The organism is Parvularcula maris (assembly GCF_024505085.1).
Classification (GTDB): Bacteria; Pseudomonadota; Alphaproteobacteria; order Caulobacterales; family Parvularculaceae; genus Parvularcula; species Parvularcula maris.
In genome coordinates, this window is the sequence record NZ_JANIBC010000001.1 from 70,465 (window position 1) to 87,737 (window position 17,273).

Sequence of the window (17,273 nt, forward strand, 5' to 3'; positions counted from 1 at the left end):
AACAGGGCTCTGAACGGTGTATGCGCCAGATCATCTTCGATACCGAAACCACCGGCTTCTCCCCCCAGGACGGCGACCGCCTGATCGAGATCGGCGCGGTCGAGATGATCGACGGCAACGTCACCGGTGAGACCTTCCACACCTATGTGAACCCCGACCGCGAGGTGCCGATCGAGGCCTACCGGGTGCACCAGATCTCGACGGAGTTCCTAAGGGACAAACCCCGCTTCCACGAGGACAGCGTCGGCCCGGCCTTCCTGCGCTTCATCGGCGATGCCGAGCTCGTGGCCCACAACGCGCCCTTCGATATGGGCTTCATCAATGCCGAGCTGGCATTGGCGGGGATGCCGGAGCTGACCAACAGCGTGCGCGATACCGTGCCGCTGGCCAGGCGCAAGTTTCCCGGTGCGCCCGCATCCCTCGACGCGCTCTGTCAGCGCTTCGGCATCTCCAAGGCGGAGCGGGAGGAGAAGGGCCACGGCGCGCTTCTCGACTCGGAGCTCCTGGCCAAGGTGTTCATCGAGCTGACTGGCGGGCGCCAGACCGCGCTCTTCGGCGCGGACGGCCGCGGCGGAAGCCAGGGTGCCGCGCGTTCGGGGGCACCGACCAGGCAGCGCGGCAAGGAGCTGCCGCCTCGGCTGACGGATGCGGAGAAGGAGGCCCACGCTGCCTTCATCGGTGAGCTCAAGACGCCGATCTGGGCCAAGGTCGCAGGCTAGCCGCTAGAGCCCGCTCGGCGGGTCCACCTTCAGGATGCCGTGCTGCTCACGGTCCTTCAGGACCCGCTTCACCGTGTCCTCATCGACGCCGTTCGCGCTGGCCGCAAAAGCGTAGACTAGGGAGGTGTCGGCCAGGATGTTGATCTGGCGCGGGATCCCCGAGGCCATGTCGTGGATGCGGTCCACGGCTTCGGCGGTGAAGAGGTCGCCGCTGCCCCCCGCCGCTGCCAGGCGAGACGAGATGTAGTCGCTAGTCTCGGCGCGGGTGAAGGCGCGCAGGTGGTAATGGCTGACCACGCGCTGCCTGAACTGGGCGAGTTGGGGCATGTTAAGAAGCGCGCCGAGCTCGGGCTGACCGAACAAAACGATCTGCAGCACCGGATGACCGCCCGACTGACGCTCGGCCAGGACGCGGATGCGCTCCAGAAGCTTGGCTTCGAGAAGCTGCGCCTCGTCGATGAAGAGGACGGCCTTGCGCCCCGCATTGCGGTTCTGGGCCAGGAACTTGTCGAGCTGCGAGAGGGACTGGCTCGGCTGGCTCCCCTTCGCTTCGATCCCGAAACCGTAGAGGATCCACGCCGCGACATCGCCGTTATAGCCGATGTCGCCGGTCAGGGCGCCGAAGCGGTTACCGTCCTTGTGACGCCGGGCGAGGTCGTGCAGCAGGGTGGTTTTCCCCGAGCCGATCTCGCCGGTGATCACCACCACGCCGTTGCCGGAGGTGAGGCCGTAGGCGAGCATGGTGCGCGCCATCTTGTGCCCGTCCGACCAGAACAGCATGTCCGGCTCGGGATGGCTGGCGAAGGGCTTCTTCTTCAGACCGAAATGCTTCTCGTACATGCGCTACCCCTTGCCGCTCCGACCTAGCTGACCCGTCCGCCTATTCCAGCTCGGAAAGAGCCTGGCGGATGGTGTCCTCGGTCACGACCTCGGTCTTGCCGGGTGCCTCCACGGCGGCCTCGAAGGCGTCGCGGGCGATGTCGGTCTGGCCGTTGGCGGCGGCGATGACCCCGCGGTGGTAGAGGATCTCGGCCTGCGGCTCTTCCGCCCGAGCGGCGATGTCGGAGTAGCGCTGCGCGCGCTCCAGGTCGCCGTTCTTGTAGTAGGCCCAGGCCAGGGTGTCGGCCAGGAAGGGCTGCTCGGTATCCTCGAAGCGCTTGGCGATCTCCAGCGCCCGTGAGGGGTCCTCGTCGAGATCGAGCATGAGGGCGGCGAGGTTGTTGGCCGTCAGATCGTTGAGCTGGTTCGCCTCGTAGAGGGGCATCAGCGCATCGAGGGCTTCGCGGCGGCGGTTCTCCTGGAGGAGGCGGTTGGAGAGCAGAACGCGAAGGCCCGAGGCGTTGCCCTGGCTTTCTTCGAGCCCGCGCCGAAGGGCCTCGTCGGCAGTTTCCGTATCGCCGGTCGCGGCGGCGGCGTTGTAGACGAGGACCCAGGACTGCTCACGCTCGGGGAAGCGCTCGGCGCCCTGCTGCGCCACTTCTAGGGCGGCTTCGGGATTGCCCTCGCGGGTCTCGTAGCCGGTCAGGATGGCGTAGGCCTCGGGCACGTCGCCTGCCTCGGCGACGCTTTCGAGATAGCTGCGCAGCTCGTCCTCGCGGCCCGTATCGGTCAGGGCCTGGGCGCGGATCTGCACGGTGGCGGCGTTGGCCTTGCCCTCGTCGGAGAGCTCTTCGAGGGCCTCGAGCGCTTCTTCGGGGCGCTGCTGCTGCAGGAGCGAGGTGGCCAGGACACGGCGGGCCACCTGGTCGTTTGCATCGGCGCGGATCAGCGAGCGGGCCACTACCTCGGCCTCTTCCGGGCGCTGCTGCGAGAGAAGCACGGCGGCGCTCTCGCGCTTCACCTGGGCGTCGGCGTTGGCGGTCTGGGCGTAGCGGAGAGTGAGGTCGGCGGCGTCTTCGGCCTTGTCGTTGCGCACCAGCATGCCGCGATAGGCCTGGAACAGCGCGGGCGAGAGGCCGAGACGGTCGATGGCCTGGGCGAGCTGTGCCTCACCGAACGAGACGCGGCCGTCGGCTTCGTAGGCGAGGCCGAGGAGGATCAGCGCCGCCTCGTTGTCGCGGTTATTGTTGAGGGCCACCCGCAGGGTCTCGATGGCGGGCTCGACCTCCTGGTTGGCGAGCTGGATCTTGCCCTTGAGGGTTAGCGCCTGGGAGTTGCCCTCGTCCTCGGCGAGGACGGCTTCGGCCTGTTCCAGCGCTTCCTCGCGGTCGCCGCGGGCAAAGGCCCGCTCGCCGATCTGGACCTTGGCGCGGGAGCGGTTCTCCTGGCTCTGATCCTCGTTGGAGGCGATGGTGCGGAGCTCTTCCTCGCAGCGCTCGGTCTCGCCGACCTCGCAAAGATAGGCAGGGATGGCGAAGACGAGGCCCGTATCCGGGTACTGGGCGACGAGCTCGCGCAGCTCGGTCTCGGCAGCCTCCTCACCCTCTTCGGCGCGGATGATGCCGATATAGCGGCCCACCGGCTGGTTCTTGTCCTCGAGAAGGGGGATGGCGGCGGCGAACTGCTCCTTCGCGCCCTCACGGTCGCGGCGAGCACGCAGCAGGAACTCGCCGTAGCGCTCGCGGTAGAAGCCGTTCTCGGGGCTCGTGGCGATGAGCTGCTGGAAGGTCTCGTCCATGCCGGTCACGTCCTGACGGCGCTGGGTCAGAAGCAGCTTGACCACCAGGAGCGGCTCGTTGTCCGGGGTCTGGGCGAGGCCTTCGTCGATGATCGACTGGGCGCGCTCGAAGTCCTCGTCACGGACATAGCGGGCGGCGAGGAGGTTGCGCACCTCGGCGTTTTCCGGGTCTTCGGCGAGCGCCGCTTCCAACGTCTCGCTGGCGCCGTCGAGATTGTTGTTCAGCACCTGTGCGGCGCCCTTGACGGTCAGCGCCTCGAGGTTGGCCGGGTCGATGGCGAGGGCCTGGTCGGCACGCTCCAGCGCGTCGTCGGGCTGGCCGGAGAGAAGGTTCAGGCGGGCGATCTTGGCGAGCGCATCAACGTTCTGGGGCTCCAGTGTGATGATCCGCTGAAGGAAACGAAGCTGGTCGCCGTAGCGCTCCTGCTCTTCTGCGATGAAGGCCGCGCCCTTGAGGGCCTCTAGGTTGTTGGGATCGTTCTGTAGCGCGTTCTGGAACTGCAGATAGGCGCGCTGCAGCTCGCCCTCCTCCAGATACTCCTGTGCGTTCTCGGTGAAGCGCTCGGCCTTCTCTTCGCCGCTTTCGCAGGCCACCAAGGCTAGGACGGCGACGGATGCGCCAAGCAGTTTCCAGGGTTTCATCGCGGCTTACCTTCTTCTTCCTGCCCTAAGCCCGCAGCCCTTGCGGCGGGGGGTGACCCCTTGGGGGTCTCAGCTAAAATTGCAAAAGATTTGTGAGGTTCAACTGAAATCGACCGCCCGGCCTTTCAGCTCCCAGTCGAGATAGCGGGTGGGTTCGGTGTCCCGGTCCGCGCCGCCCTTCTCCTTGGGCACATCGGCGCGTGCGTCGATGCGGTCGCGCCTGGCCTTCGCCTCGCGCAGCGCCTGTACCTCGACCTCCGTCAGCTTCCGCCCGTTCACCACGAGAGGGATGCCGTCGGAGGTCATCGGGATCGCTTCGGGTTGGTCCTGATCCGTTTCGGTCATGTTTTCCACGCGGCCCATGCCGCCAGCTACTGGCTGATCTGGCAAGCAATTAGCATGCCGCCGGCCATAGGCGAACCTCTCTGAGCCGCAGGTCGCCGATGACTAGCCCTTGGTCTCGTCGGGTTCGGCGGCGGGATCGACCGGCTTCGTCTCGGGCGAGGCGGGGGCCGTGTCCTCCGAGAGAGCGGCCGTCTTCCCGGCGGCCTTCTTCGTGCGCTTGCGAGGGGGGCGTTTCTTCGCCGCTTTTGTGGGCGTGGGGGGAGCGTCCGCCGCTTCCTCGTCGGCGGCCTCCGCCCGCTTCTCCGACGTGCTGCCCGCCGTGCGGCTCGGGGTGATCGGCGCGGTCATGGTCGGCGCGGCCCGCGGCGGGGTGACGGGGTTGAGGCCGGTGGAAATGGTGTCCGCCGAGCTCTCACCGCGCAAATTGTCGTCGATGGAGAGGATCGCGATGACGAGCTCCGCCCCTACCCGCAACAGCAGCAGCCGCACGAAGAAGTTCAGCGGGACGAGCACCAGGAAGGCCCAAAGGCTCGCCCAGAACTCGCCGTTGAACATGCCGATGAGCGCTGTGACGAGCTCGAACAGGGTGGTGATGACCAGGAGGAAGAGAAGAACGTAGTAGACGAACTTGACCAGCCCCCGGCCGAGATGGTCCTCGAAGCTCAGAAAACGTCCCACCAGCTCGCTCATCCCATGCCTCCATCGTTGGTTCCGAAGGCGCTAGCGTCTCTGACGCCGGGGCGGAAGCCTGCTCACGGGAAAGTAGCACCTGCGGTGCGGCATTGAGGTGCCACGTTCGTAGGGCGGATTGCATCAGCTACCAGCCGTGCCACCGTGTAGGATCGGAGGACGGCGGAAAGCTTCGCGTTCCGTCCTACGGGGTCAGTGGGCCTCTTCCCAGTTGGGGGCGGCGTTGGCCTCGACTTCCAAAGGAACAGAGAACTCGGCCGCGGGGGAGGGGGCGTCGCGCATGACCTCGGCCACCACCTCACATGTCCGCTCGGCCTCGGCCTCGGGGCATTCGAGCACCAGCTCGTCGTGGACCTGCAGCAGCATGCGGGCGGAGAGGCCCGCTTCCTCGAGGGCGCCGGGCACGCGGATCATGGCGCGCTTGACGATGTCGGCGGCGGTGCCCTGGATCGGCGCGTTGATGGCCTGGCGCTCGGCGAAGCTGCGCATATTGGGCTGTTTCGCATTGATGCCCTGGATATGGCTGCGCCTGCCGAAGACCGTCTCGGTGTAGCCGCACTCCTTGGCCGAGGCGATCGTCTCGTCCATGTAGCGGCGGATGCCTGGGAACTTGGCGAAGTAGCTCTTGATGTAGTCCGACGCCACACCGCGGTCGATGCCGAGGCGTGCGGACAGTCCGAAGGCGGAGATACCGTAGATGATGCCGAAATTGATGGTCTTGGCCGAGCGCCTTAGGTCAGGTGTCACCTCTTCCAGCGGCACTTCGAAGACTTCAGAGGCGGTGAGGGCGTGCACGTCAATCCCCTCCTGGAAGGCCCGCGCCAGCTCCGGCACATCGCCGATATGGGCGAGCAGCCTCAGCTCGATCTGAGAGTAGTCGGCGGAGACGAGGAGGTTGCCGGGCTCCGAGATGAAGGCCCGTCTGATCTTACGTCCCTCTTCGGTCCGTATAGGAATATTCTGGAGGTTGGGGTCGTTCGAGGAGAGCCGCCCCGTGCTGGTCGAGGCCAGGGAGAAGCTCGTATGCACACGGCCCGTCTCGGGGTGGATAGCGGCGACGAGGGCGTCGGTATAGGTGCTCTTCAGCTTCGACATTTGGCGCCAGCCGAGCACGGCCTTGGGCACCTCATGACCCTGCGCGGCCAGCTCATCGAGAAGCTCCGCGCCCGTGGCCCAGGCGCCGGTCTTGGTCTTCTTGCCGCCGGGCAGGCCGAGCTTGCCGAAGAGGACCTCGCCGATCTGCTTAGGGCTGCCGAGGTTGAACTTCTCGCCTGCCGCCTCATAAGCCTGGTCCTCGAACATGGCCATCTTCTGGGCGAACTCGGAGGAGAGGCGGGAGAGGACCTCGCGGTCCACCTTGATGCCCTCCTGCTCCATTTTGGCGATGACAGGGACCAGTGGCCGCTCCATCCGTTCGTAGACGGAGGTAACGCCCTCTTCGGTGAGCTTCTTCGACAAGACGATGGCGAGGCGCTGGGTCACGTCGGCGTCCTCGGCGGCGTAGCGGGTCGCGTCCTCGACCGCGATCTGGTCGAAGGTCTTCTTGGCCTTGCCCTTGCCGGCGACTTCCGCAAACGGAATGGTCTCGTGACCGAGATGGCGCTTGGAGAGCTCGTCCATGCCGTGGGAGGTCTCGCCGCACTCCGATGCGTAGGACATCAACATCGTGTCGCCCACGGGGAAAAGCTGCGCGCCGTGGCGGTTAAGGACCACGAGATCGAACTTGAGGTTCTGGCCGACCTTCAGGATCGAGGGGTCGGTGAAGATATCTTTCAGCGCCTCCAGCAAGTCGCCGGTATCAAGCTGCTTGACGCTCTCGGTCAAATCTAGGCCGTCCGTGCCGTGAAGGAGGGGGATGTAGCAGGCATCCCCCGGCGCGGCACAAAGCGAGATGCCGACCAGCCTCGCGCGCATGGCGTTGAGGCTGTCCGTCTCCGTATCGACGGCGAGGGTACCGTACTCATAGGCTCTGCCGATGAAGGCTTCGAGACCCTCCATCTCGGTGATGGTCTGGTAGTTCTTGGTGTCGATAGGCTGTTCGGCGGCCTTGGTGGGCGAAGCGGCCTCCGGCGCCTCGATCCCGCCTGCGTCGCGGATGCGCCTCGTTAGGGTCGAGAGCTCCATCTCGTTCAGGAAGTCGATCAGCTTCTGGTGGTCGAAGGGCGCGACGCCGAAGCCCTCGGCGTCGTCAAGACCCGGCACATCGATCCTCAGGGTGACGAGCTCCTTCGACACAAGTGCATCGTCCGCGTGGTTCTCCAGCATCTCCCGGCGCTTCTTCTGCTTGATCTCGGAGGCACGGCTCAAAAGCTCCTCCAGCGTTCCGTACTCGGTAAGAAGCTGGGCGGCGGTCTTCGGGCCGATACCGGGCACGCCGGGGACGTTGTCGGTGGAGTCGCCCATCAGCGCCTGAAGGTCGATCATCTTGTCGGGACCCACGCCGAACTTCTCCTCGACGTCCGCCGCCTCGATCACCTTGTTCTTCATGGGGTCGAACATGACCACCTTGTCCGTCACCAGCTGGGTCAGGTCCTTGTCCGAAGACACGATGACCACCTCCGCCCCCTTGGCCTCCGCAGCCCTCGCATAGGTGGCGATCAGATCGTCCGCCTCGAAACCTTCCTCCTCGAGGCAGGGCAGGCCGAAGGCGCGGGTGGCATCGCGGATGATCGGGAACTGCGGCACGAGGTCCTCGGGCGGCTCGCCCCGGTTGGCCTTGTAGTCCGCGTAGAGATCGTTGCGGAAGCTGTAGCTCGAATGGTCGAAGATGACCGCGAAATGGGTCGGCGTGCCGATATGCTCCACCGCGTCGTTGGAGGCGTCGGACAGGAGCTTCCACAGCATGTTGCAGAAGCCCGACACCGCTCCGATGGGCAGGCCGTCGGACTTGCGGGTCAGCGGCGGCAGGGCGTGGAAGGCGCGGAAGATATAGGCGGAGCCGTCCACGAGGTAGAGACGGCTGTCGGCGGTGAGAGGCGCGTTGAGGGGCATGAGACGCGCTTAGGCGCCGCTTGCGCCCGAGGGAAGCGGGCTTTGCCGAGGATGAAGGCTGCTAGAGAAGCGCGCTGGCTTCCGCGACGACCACCTCCGAGGGGGAGGGCTTCGGAATGATGACGCCGGAGAGGTCCCGCAACAGCTCCCCGCGCCGGTCGAGGTCGCCGGTGTGAAGAAGGAAGGGCACCCCTTGCCCGGTCAGCTCCTCCGCCACCGCGGCGCAGGTCCGGCCCTGACCGAGATTGACGTCCAGCACCGCTACATCGACCGCGGCGTTCTCGAGAAGCTTCAGCGCCTCGCTGCAGTTCGTGGCGGTCAGCACCTCGAACCCCTCCATCTCGAAGGTCATTTCGAGGTCGAGAAGAAGAAAGACCTCGTCATCCAGGAGAAGGACGCGGCGGGAGGCCCGGCTCGCGGGGCTCGTGTTCTGTGCCTCGTTCATGCCTGCTTCTCCGCGGATAGAGGAAGGACGAGCCGTGCATGAAGACCGCCGGGCAACCAGTCCCGGTGCAGCTTGCCGCGGGCCTTGCCGAGAATGGCGTCGACGATACCGAGGCCCGAACCGGTGGTGGGCGTGGCCCTGGCCCCCTGCTCCACGGCGTCTTCGTGCCAGTCGAGAAGGAGGGTCTCGACCCCGTCGGCCTCGGCCCAGTGCACGCGCACCGTTCCGCCGTCCTCCGACAGAGCGCCGTGCTTGATCGCGTTGGTCGTCAGCTCATGGAGCACGATGCCCAAGGTCGCGACGATCGAGGGATTACCCCGCATCCCGTTGCCTTCGAGGATCATCCGGTCCTTTTGCTGCGGGTAGCCCTCCAGGACCGAGCGGATCGCCGAGCCCACGTCGATCGAGCCGACCGAGGCCTCGTCCAGGGTCGGCTCGTAGGCGCGGCCGAGGGCCTGGATGCGGTCGTTGATCTTCTTGGCGGCGGTCTGGGCGCCCATTTCGCGACCGGTGATGGCGACGATACCGCCGATCACGGCGAACATGTTCTTCATGCGGTGGCTGAGCTCGCGCGCCAGGGTCTTCGCATGGGCCTCGTCCGAGCGGGCCGTGTGCACGTTGCTCACATCCCACTGGCTGCCGAAATAGTAGAGAAGCCGGCCGTCATCGCCGTAGATCGGGCCGAGATGCAGCGCGTTCCAGAAGGTCGTGCCGTCGCGCCGGTAGTTGAGAAGCTCGACGACGATGACCTCCTCCTTGTCGATGGCCTGCCTGATCGCCTTCACCTTTTCAGGATCCGTGCCAGGCCCCTGCAGGAAGCGGCAGTTCCGGCCGATGATCTCGTTCTCGCGGTAGCCGGTGAGCTCTCGGAACGCGCGGTTGGCGAAGATGATCGGCTCGTCCTGCTGGTTGGGATCGGTCAGGCAGACGGCCATGCGCGTCTGCGCCATGGCCTGCTCGAAGAGGATCTTGTTGGCGGGCTCGAACCGGTCCTCGGGACTGGTCCGGCCTCCTTGTCTGCCAAACGCCTTATGCGCCTGATCGTCATCGGCGTTGCGGCCGTCATCCATACGCGGCCACTCCCGAAGCCTTATACCTGCGAGGGAACCATGGCGCTCAAGGCGGAGTGCTGCAATGTCACAGGCCGCAAGATGACGTGAGTGATCTTAAGCGACGTCCTCGACCAGGCGCAGCTCGAAGCCTCGCAGGAACTCGCGCTCCTCGGCCGCGTCGAAGCGGTCGGCGACGAAGCTGGCGAGGCGCGGCTGGATCTCCTCGCGCCAGCGCTTGCCGTTGAAGACCCCGTAATGGCCCGCGCCCTTCTGGACGTAGTCGAGGCGGTCCTTCTTCGGGATCGAGGTGCAGATGTCGTGGGCGGCCTGGGTCTGGCCGATGCCGGAGATGTCGTCGAGCTCGCCCTCCACGGTGAAGAGAGCGATGTCCTTGATCTTGCCGGGGTCCACGATCTTGCCGTGGTGGGTGAAGAGCCCGCGCGGCAGGAGGTACTCCTGGAACACGTCATGGATGGTCTGCAGGTAGAACTCCGAGGTCATGTCGCAGACCGAGAGGTACTCGTCGTAGAACACCTCGTGCTTCTTCGCGGCGAAGTCGTTCCCCTGGACGATGTTCTGGTAGTAGTCGAAGGTGGCGTTCACGTGCCGCTCGATATTCATCGACATGAAGCTGGTGAGCTGCAGGAAGCCCGGATAGACCGAGCGCGTCATGCCGGCATAGGGCGCGGGCACGGTCTGGATCATGTTCTCCTCGAACCACTCGAAGGCCTTCTGCTCGGCCAGAAGGTTCGTCACCGTGGGCGATTTCCGCGCGTCGATGGGCGAGCCCATGAAGGTCATGGTGCGCGGGCGGGCGGGGTTGTCCTCCTCCGCCATCACGGCGCAGGCTGCCAGAAGCGGCGGCCCCGGCTGGCAAACGGCCATGGCATGGGCGCCGGGGCCGATCGCTTCGAAGAACTCGATCAGGTAGTCGATATAGGTGTTGAGGTCGAAACGGCCGTAGAGAACGGGCACGTCGCGCGCGTCGGTCCAGTCGGTGATGAAGACCTCATGGCCTGGCAGCATCGCCTCCACCGTGCCGCGCAGCAGCGTGGCATGGTGGCCGGACATGGGGGCTGCGATCAGCATGCGAGGCTGGGGCTCGATGCCGGGCACGGCGGCCAGGGTCTCGGGGTCGCGGCGGAAGCGCAGGAGGCGGCCGAAGGGCTTCTCGAGCACGGTCTCCACCGTGACCGGGACCTCGTGCCCGTCGATGACGGTGAAGGGCAGGCGCCATTCGGGCTTAGTGTAGCGCCGCGTCGCCATCTCGAAGACGTTATGTCCGGCCAGTGCGGACTTGGCGAGCACGCTCTCGCGCAGCGGGTTGGCCGGGTGGTCGAGCATCGCCGCGGTGAACTTGGCCGTCTGCCGCACCGGGGCCATCATTTGCTGGGCGGCTTCGAACGCTGAGTAGATCATCTCGTACCTCATTCCTGCGCAGGCGATGTGCAACGCAACACCAGCTAACAGGATTTAGCAAGAAAGGTTACTGTCGCGTTTCATCGTAGCACGATGGTTTCTTCGCAGCCGCAGCGAGAACGTTGCGTGCTCAGAGATGAACTCTTATCCGGGAAGCCAGGGTTTCCGGTGGGACGTCGTCGCGGAAGGCCTTGATCGGGTTGCCTTCCTTGTCGGTGAGGAAGAACATGGACTGGTGGTCCATGGTGTAGCCCGCAGCGCTTCCTTCGAGGGGCGCCTTGGCTGCGAAGACGCGCATGCTGTCACGCGCGTTCGCGACAGCGTCCTCCTCACCCGTGAGACCGAGGATGCGCTGGTCGAAGGCGAGGTGGTTCCGGAGGCGCTCCGGCGTGTCCCGCTCGGGGTCGACGGTGATGAAGAGGGGCTGGAGCTTGTCCGCGTCGCCCCCCAGCTCGTCCAGCGTGGCGGTCATGACGCCGAGAGCGGCGGGGCAGACATCGGGGCAGCTCGTGAAGCCGAAATAGATCAGCATCGGTTCGCCCTCGAAACGTTCATCGGTGGCAGGCTCGCCATGGTGGTCGACCAAGTCGAACTCCGCCTCGAAGGCTTCGTTGAGCTGGATCTCGCCGGCGGCGGGGACGTCGCTTTCCGCGCAGGCGAGAAGCAGGAAGGGAAGGGCAAGCGCGGCGCCGAAGCGGAAGGGGGAGGCCATGGCTCGCATGTAGGGGATGGGCGGTGCGGCGCAAGATAGGGTGCAGCACGTGCCTTGACTTGGCGAAGGCAGGCCGCCGGAACCACCGTTTTCATGGGAGAGGTAAGCTTCGGCTTTCGTATCGTTTGCGGACAGGCCGAAACGTAAGCACCAGTGGCCGCTCCCCCTCAGCCTGCCGGCAGCTCCCCCTCGCCACTGCCGTGGCCTTCTCCGTCTACATTCGGTCCCCAGGACCGAATATTTTGCCTACGGCAAACCGACTACGAAGAGGGGGAGCGAATGTGCGAGTCAGCGCCTCTGCCTGCTTCCCTCCCCTACGCAGTGGGGGAGGTGCCCGAAGGGCGGAGGGGGCAGCTTGGGTTCGTAAAGAGACAAGCGCCTTCTCAATACTCAGGTCCAGTAGAGGAGCTGCGCGTTCGGCAGGTGCTCGGCGACGGCGCTGGCGAACCAGGCCTTCATCTCACCCATCAGCTCCTTCGGGTAGACATATTTGACGCCGCCGAACTTGTTGCGCTTCTGGGCCCGGACGGCGGGGTCCATCTCCAGCTTGGTGGCGGGGTACCAGCCCATCAGCACCTCGCGGCTGCCTGGGGTGAAGCGGTGGGTGATGAGCTCGGCGGTGACGTCGGCATCCTGGGGAAGCTCGGCTGCCGCCTTACGGAACAGGTCCCCGTAAGCCTCGGGCCAGTCCTGGATGGGCATAATGGGGGCGATGGTAAGGCCAACGGGGTAGCCTGCCCTCGCCAGCCTGCCCATGGCGTGTAGCCGATCCTGCAGCGGCGCGGTTCCGCCTTCGAAACGTCTGGTGATCGCTTCGGCATTGACCGAGAAGCGGACCCTGGTTCGGCCCCCGTGATCGAGGGCGAGCAGCGGCTCCACCTCGGCGTATTTGGTGGTGAAGCGCAGGCCCGCCTCCGCGCCCTCCCGGTTCCAGGAGGCGAAGTGCTCGATGGTGCGCGAGAGGCTTCCGGTCAGGTGCTCGATGCCGAGGGGGTCGGTGTAGCAGGAGGCTTCGAAGGTGGTGCCCTCATGGGAGCGAGCGTCCGAGCGGCTGGTGATCCGGCCCTGCCCGAGATAGCTCGGCAGCACGGAGAGGATCTCATCCAGATTGGCATAGGCGCGGGTCACCGGCGGCCCCTGCAGCGAGCCCGCCAGGTAGCAGTATTGGCAGTGGGCCGGACAGCCGACGGCGAGGTCCAGGCGAAAGTCCGCCGAAGGCGGGATCGGCTGCAGCTTGAGCGCGGAGGGCGGCGCGTTGACGATGGCCAGCGTGCTCTTGGCCCGGCGGTAGGTCTCGACCTCGGTCTCGCCGCGCAGGCCCCTCACTTGGTCTCCCTTGAGGTGGATGATCTCAGCACCGAGCGCTGCGCCTCGCTCGGCGGCATGCTTCGCGATCTCGGAACCGGCGGCAGAACGGGTGACCAGAATACGCTTGGGTACCCAAAGCCTTTGCTTTCCGTTCGGGCGCTCTTCGAAGAGCTTCACCGGGGAGAGGCGGGGCGCATCCTGGCGAGAGGGCGCGAGGTGAGGGGCGGCGGGGGCTTGAACCATGCTGGCCTAACCCGTCCGGCCGAGGAAACGTTGCCGAAACACACATGTGACTAAAGGGAAGGATGGGCGCTCTTGCTTTGTGCGCTGCAGCAGAGCATAGGGGGTTCAGCTTGCACCCGTCGAGGCGGGAGGCGGCGGCCGCGTGATGCGCGGCGTTTCCTGCGGGAGGCGCTGCGAGCCCCACCGATGCGAGACGACAGACATCAAGCGCCCTTCGCTCATGCAGGGTCGCTCCCGAAACCAAGCGGCGGCAATGTGAGCTGCCCGGTGGGAGCGCCGTCCTTGCGCCCTGCCTCATCCGAAAGACTTCATGACCAATTTCGACACCCTTGGCCTCGCCGAGCCCATCCTTCGCGCCGTCAAGGCCGAGGGCTACGAGACCCCCACCAAGATCCAGGCCCAGGCCATCCCGGCGCTGATGGACGACCGCGACCTTCTCGGCATCGCCCAGACCGGCACCGGCAAGACGGCCGCCTTCACCCTTCCCACTCTCCATTATCTGCAGGAGGAGCGTCAGAAGCTCGTCCCCAAGACCCCCCGCGTTCTGGTTCTCGCGCCTACCCGTGAGCTCGCTCTTCAGATCGCCGAAAGCTTCGAGACCTACGCCAAGTTCCTGCGTGTCCGCGTGCAGACCGTCTTCGGCGGGGTGAAGATCGGCGGGCAGATCCGTGCGCTGAAGGCCGGGGTGGATGTTCTCGTCGCGACGCCTGGGCGCCTCGTGGACCTTCAGGGTCAGGGCGCGGTGGACCTTTCGGAGCTCGAAATCCTCATCTTCGACGAGGCGGACCAGATGCTCGACCTCGGCTTCGTCCACGACCTGCGCAAGATCATGGCCAAGGTCCCCGACGACCGCCAGACCATGCTGTTCTCCGCCACCATGCCGAAGAGCATCGAGGCGCTGGCCAAGGACTACCTCTTCGAGCCCGTGAAGGTCTCTGTCGCGCCCGAGAGCACCACGGCTGAGCGGGTCGAGCAGAAGGCGCTCTATGTCGAGAAGGAGCACAAGCCCAAGGTGCTCGCGGAGCTTCTGAAGGAGCCCGGCGTCAACCGCGCACTGGTCTTCACGCGGACCAAGCATGGTGCCGACGCGGTGGTGAAGAAGCTCGCCCAGCACGGCGTCGAGGCGAAGGCCATCCACGGCAACAAATCACAGCCCCAGAGGGTGAAGGCACTGGCCGCGTTCAAGGACGGCTCCTGCCCGGTCCTCGTCGCCACCGACATCGCCGCCCGCGGCATCGATGTGGACGGGGTCAGCCATGTGGTGAACTTCGAGATGCCCAACGTGGCCGAGCAGTATGTCCACCGCATCGGGCGCACGGCCCGCGCGGGCAGGGCGGGGCTCGCCTACTCGCTGGTGGCCGAGGACGAGCTCTACTACCTGCGCGATGTCGAGAAGACCATCCGCATGAAGATCAAGACGGCCGATGCGCCGGACGGTCTGGAAGGGCTGCTATCGGACGAGCCCGATCCTTCGGTTCGCCCCGTGAAACCCAAGGGCCCCGCGGGCCGGGGCCAGCAGCCGTCCCGCCGGGGCGGGGGCGGCGGTCAGCGCCGTCAGGGCCAGCAGACCCAGGCCAAGAAACCGGGCGGCGGCTCGCGGCGTCCTCGGCGGAGGAAGAGCGCGGCGGCGAGCTGAGTTTTCCACCGAGATCCGTTCACGACGCTTTCCCACGGCGTAGGCGAAGCCGAAGACCGCGGGACCCAACTCCGAACAGTGCTGCTAGGGCCCGGACTCATAACCAGTAACTGACGGTAGCGGCGAGGGCGACGGCTGAGGCGAAGGTATCGGCCCTGCGGTCGTAGCGTGTGGCGATGCGACGGAAGTCCTTGAGCCTGCCGAACATCCTCTCGACGGCATTTCTGTTGCGGTAGAGCGCCTTGGAGAAGCCGGGTTTGTAGCGTCGGTTCGACTTGGGCGGGATGTTCGGCGCAGCGCCCGCGGCTTCGATCTGTGCTCTGACCTTGTTGCTATCGTAGCCCTTGTCGCCGAGGACGACGTTCACGCCCTCTGGCATCAGCGTGAGAAGGTTCTCGGCAGCAACACAGTCGGGCACCTGTCCGCCGGTCAGCAAGAACCGGATGGGGCGGCAGAAGCGGTCGGTGATGGCGTGGATCTTCGTTGTCCGCCCGCCGCGGCTGCGCCCAATCGCCTGTTCCTTCTCCCCCCTTTAGCGCCAGCAGCAGAGCGGTGCGCTCTCACCGCGGAGCTATCGATCAGCGCCTGAGAAGGCGGGCCGCCCTCGTCAGCCAAAGCCTCGAAGATGCGAACCCGTCAAACGTATACGTTTGACCCCTTCTCGGCCCAGCGTCGCCAGCGGTTATAGAGGGTCTTCCGGGGGCCATAATCGGGCGGTGCGTCCGCCCACCGGCAACCCGACTTCAGCACATGCACAATGCCCGAGATCACCCGCCGGTCATCGACCCGCGCCACCCCGCGGACCTTGTCAGGCAGCAGTGGACGGAGCTTCTCGAACTGATCCTCGCTCAGCCAAAACAGGTTCTCCCACATCACCGGTCTCCCTTCGAAAACCGTGAATCACCATCCGCCTCCGCTCTCAAGGATATTAATGGGTCCGGAGCCTAGATGAACTCGTAGGAGTTGGGTCCCACGGACAAGCCGTGGGAAGGCGTCTATGAAGGAAGCCGAGCTTAGGTAAGAATTCAGCTCACCTGATCCGCTCAAAGAGCTTCTTCAGCTTGAGCTGCAGCCCGCCGCGCTGCTCTTTTCTTGCTAGCTCCTCCTCGGAGGTCAGGAACGTCGTCTGGATGACGTAGCGCTCTCCGGCGAAGGGGGGGTGGCCGTGCCAGCTCGTCTCGGACCTTGCGAAGGCGAAGACATTGCCAGCTAACGGCTCTACCTCCTCGGCGTAGTCGTCCATGTCGTGCTCGCCGTTGAGGGCACGGATGGCGCCGCCCTCCGATTTGTCCCAGCCGTCGTTGAGGTAGACCAGCATGGTGCAGATCTTCGAGACGCTGTCGTTGTGGATGCGGCCATCGCCGATCTTGGAGTGCTTGCGCACGGTGATCATGCGGGGCTTGCCGATGAGGTCGAGGTTCAGCTTCTCCGACAAGACCTCGGCAAGCTCCGGGGACTGAAGGTCCGCGATCAGCTCGGCGAACTTGCCGGAAGCTTCGAGCTGGCTGAGCGGCAGGTAACCGGTCTTGGTGATCGCCGGGTAGTCGCGCCGGACCTCGCCTGCCTCCTCACTGGTGAGGGCGGCTTCGGCGACGATATAGGTGAAGGGTTCGGTCCGTGTACGGGCGGCTCTCAGGGCTCCAAAATCAAGCATTCAGCGGCTCCTTCGCTTCGGCCTCGGCGGCCAGGTGGCGCTCATAGAGCTTCACATCCTTTAGCCAGCGGCCATAGGCGATCGTCATCGAGAAGGCGAATCCGTAGACGCCCCTACGGAAGAGGCCTTTCAGCAAGTAGCGCTTCAGAAAATAGACCGGGAAGGCGAAGAGGATTCGCAGAGCGAGCTGACCCTTGGGCTTGAGCGGCACGTTCGCGGCACGTCTCGTCATGTTGCGCTCCTGTTTTTTCACCAGGTCGCCAATGTCCGAGAACATGTAGTGCAGCATGTGGCCGCCGAGGCGCGGGCTCGTCTTCTTGGAGTGTTCGAGCTGGTCCCAGGCGGCATGGTCGGGGATGCGGATGCGGCGACGGTCGTAGAGCTTGTTCTTGACGATGATGTCCGTGCCCCACCAGGGCTCGCCGAAGGGGACGGCGTGGACCTGGCGCAGGCCGTAGACGGGGGCCTCGGGTTCGGCGCCGTCTTTGAAGAGCTCACGGATCGAGGCGGCCATCTCCTCGGTGATGACCTCGTCGGCGTCGAGATCGAGGAGCCAGTCGTGCGCGCACAGGTCCTCGGCGGCCCGTTTCTGGCCGCCATTGCCGCGCCAGGGGACGTGGTGGACCTTGGCGCCTGCCGCTTCGGCGATGGCGACCGTGTCGTCGGTGGAGCCTGAATCCACCACCACCACCTCGCTGACGCCCTTCTTCGCGGCGCGGACGACATTGCCGATGCGGCGCGCCTCGTTCTTGGTGCGGATATAGGCCGAGACGGGGGGTAGAGGCTCCTTCATGGCGCGG

The 17,273-nt window shown here is 65.6% G+C and carries 14 protein-coding genes and 1 pseudogene; 2 read left to right on the forward strand and 13 right to left on the reverse strand.

Features of this window, described 5'->3' with window-relative positions; translation table 11 throughout:
* Window positions 1-20: 20 nt before the first annotated feature.
* Window positions 21-719, forward strand: coding sequence for a DNA polymerase III subunit epsilon (gene dnaQ, locus NOG11_RS00335; RefSeq protein WP_256617629.1), 699 nt, complete (start codon window positions 21-23; stop codon window positions 717-719).
* A gap of 3 nt (window positions 720-722) precedes the next feature.
* On the opposite strand, the gene NOG11_RS00340 is transcribed toward dnaQ, so the two are convergent.
* The 10 genes from NOG11_RS00340 to NOG11_RS00385 all read right to left on the reverse strand — a co-directional run bounded on the left by NOG11_RS00340 (window position 723) and on the right by NOG11_RS00385 (window position 13,183).
* Complete coding sequence (locus NOG11_RS00340; RefSeq protein WP_256617630.1) at window positions 723-1,559, reverse strand: ExeA family protein; 837 nt, start codon at window positions 1,557-1,559, stop codon at window positions 723-725.
* A 40-nt stretch (window positions 1,560-1,599) separates the two neighbouring features.
* Window positions 1,600-3,978: a tetratricopeptide repeat protein gene (locus NOG11_RS00345; RefSeq protein WP_256617631.1), complete on the reverse strand. Its 2,379-nt coding sequence runs from the start codon at window positions 3,976-3,978 to the stop codon at window positions 1,600-1,602.
* Between the two features lie 99 nt (window positions 3,979-4,077).
* On the reverse strand, window positions 4,078-4,323 hold the full coding sequence (locus NOG11_RS00350; RefSeq protein WP_256617632.1) for a DUF1674 domain-containing protein: 246 nt from the start codon (window positions 4,321-4,323) through the stop codon (window positions 4,078-4,080).
* A 102-nt stretch (window positions 4,324-4,425) separates the two neighbouring features.
* Window positions 4,426-5,013, reverse strand: a complete 588-nt coding sequence (locus NOG11_RS00355; RefSeq protein ID WP_256617633.1) for a DUF4282 domain-containing protein — start codon at window positions 5,011-5,013, stop codon at window positions 4,426-4,428.
* 192 nt (window positions 5,014-5,205) lie between these two features.
* The gene (gene polA / locus NOG11_RS00360) at window positions 5,206-8,004 is read right to left on the reverse strand and encodes a DNA polymerase I (protein ID WP_256617634.1); all 2,799 of its coding nucleotides are present in this window, start codon (window positions 8,002-8,004) and stop codon (window positions 5,206-5,208) included.
* A gap of 61 nt (window positions 8,005-8,065) precedes the next feature.
* Window positions 8,066-8,449, reverse strand: a complete 384-nt coding sequence (locus tag NOG11_RS00365) for a response regulator (protein ID WP_256617635.1) — start codon at window positions 8,447-8,449, stop codon at window positions 8,066-8,068.
* Entirely contained in the window at window positions 8,446-9,519 is a 1,074-nt protein-coding gene (locus NOG11_RS00370; protein ID WP_256617636.1) for a PAS domain-containing protein, read from the reverse strand. The genes NOG11_RS00365 and NOG11_RS00370 overlap by 4 nt, the downstream gene beginning before the upstream one ends.
* Window positions 9,520-9,615: 96 nt before the next feature.
* Entirely contained in the window at window positions 9,616-10,920 is a 1,305-nt protein-coding gene (locus NOG11_RS00375) for a polyhydroxyalkanoate depolymerase (protein ID WP_256617637.1), read from the reverse strand.
* A 130-nt stretch (window positions 10,921-11,050) separates the two neighbouring features.
* On the reverse strand, window positions 11,051-11,632 hold the full coding sequence (locus NOG11_RS00380; RefSeq protein ID WP_256617638.1) for an SCO family protein: 582 nt from the start codon (window positions 11,630-11,632) through the stop codon (window positions 11,051-11,053).
* 390 nt (window positions 11,633-12,022) lie between these two features.
* Window positions 12,023-13,183: a spore photoproduct lyase family protein gene (locus tag NOG11_RS00385; protein ID WP_256617639.1), complete on the reverse strand. Its 1,161-nt coding sequence runs from the start codon at window positions 13,181-13,183 to the stop codon at window positions 12,023-12,025.
* Between the two features lie 310 nt (window positions 13,184-13,493).
* Here NOG11_RS00385 and NOG11_RS00390 point away from each other — a divergent pair, with 310 nt between their 5' ends.
* Entirely contained in the window at window positions 13,494-14,819 is a 1,326-nt protein-coding gene (locus tag NOG11_RS00390) for a DEAD/DEAH box helicase (protein WP_256617640.1), read from the forward strand.
* Window positions 14,820-14,916: 97 nt separating this feature from the next.
* Here the strand turns inward: NOG11_RS00390 and NOG11_RS00395 are convergent.
* The 3 genes and pseudogenes from NOG11_RS00395 to NOG11_RS00405 form a co-directional block, all read right to left on the reverse strand.
* A pseudogene (locus NOG11_RS00395) lies at window positions 14,917-15,692 on the reverse strand (IS5 family transposase).
* Between the two features lie 157 nt (window positions 15,693-15,849).
* On the reverse strand, window positions 15,850-16,473 hold the full coding sequence (locus NOG11_RS00400; protein WP_256617641.1) for a 2OG-Fe(II) oxygenase: 624 nt from the start codon (window positions 16,471-16,473) through the stop codon (window positions 15,850-15,852).
* Entirely contained in the window at window positions 16,466-17,266 is an 801-nt protein-coding gene (locus tag NOG11_RS00405; RefSeq protein ID WP_256617642.1) for a glycosyltransferase family 2 protein, read from the reverse strand. The genes NOG11_RS00400 and NOG11_RS00405 overlap by 8 nt, the downstream gene beginning before the upstream one ends.
* Window positions 17,267-17,273: the final 7 nt, after the last annotated feature.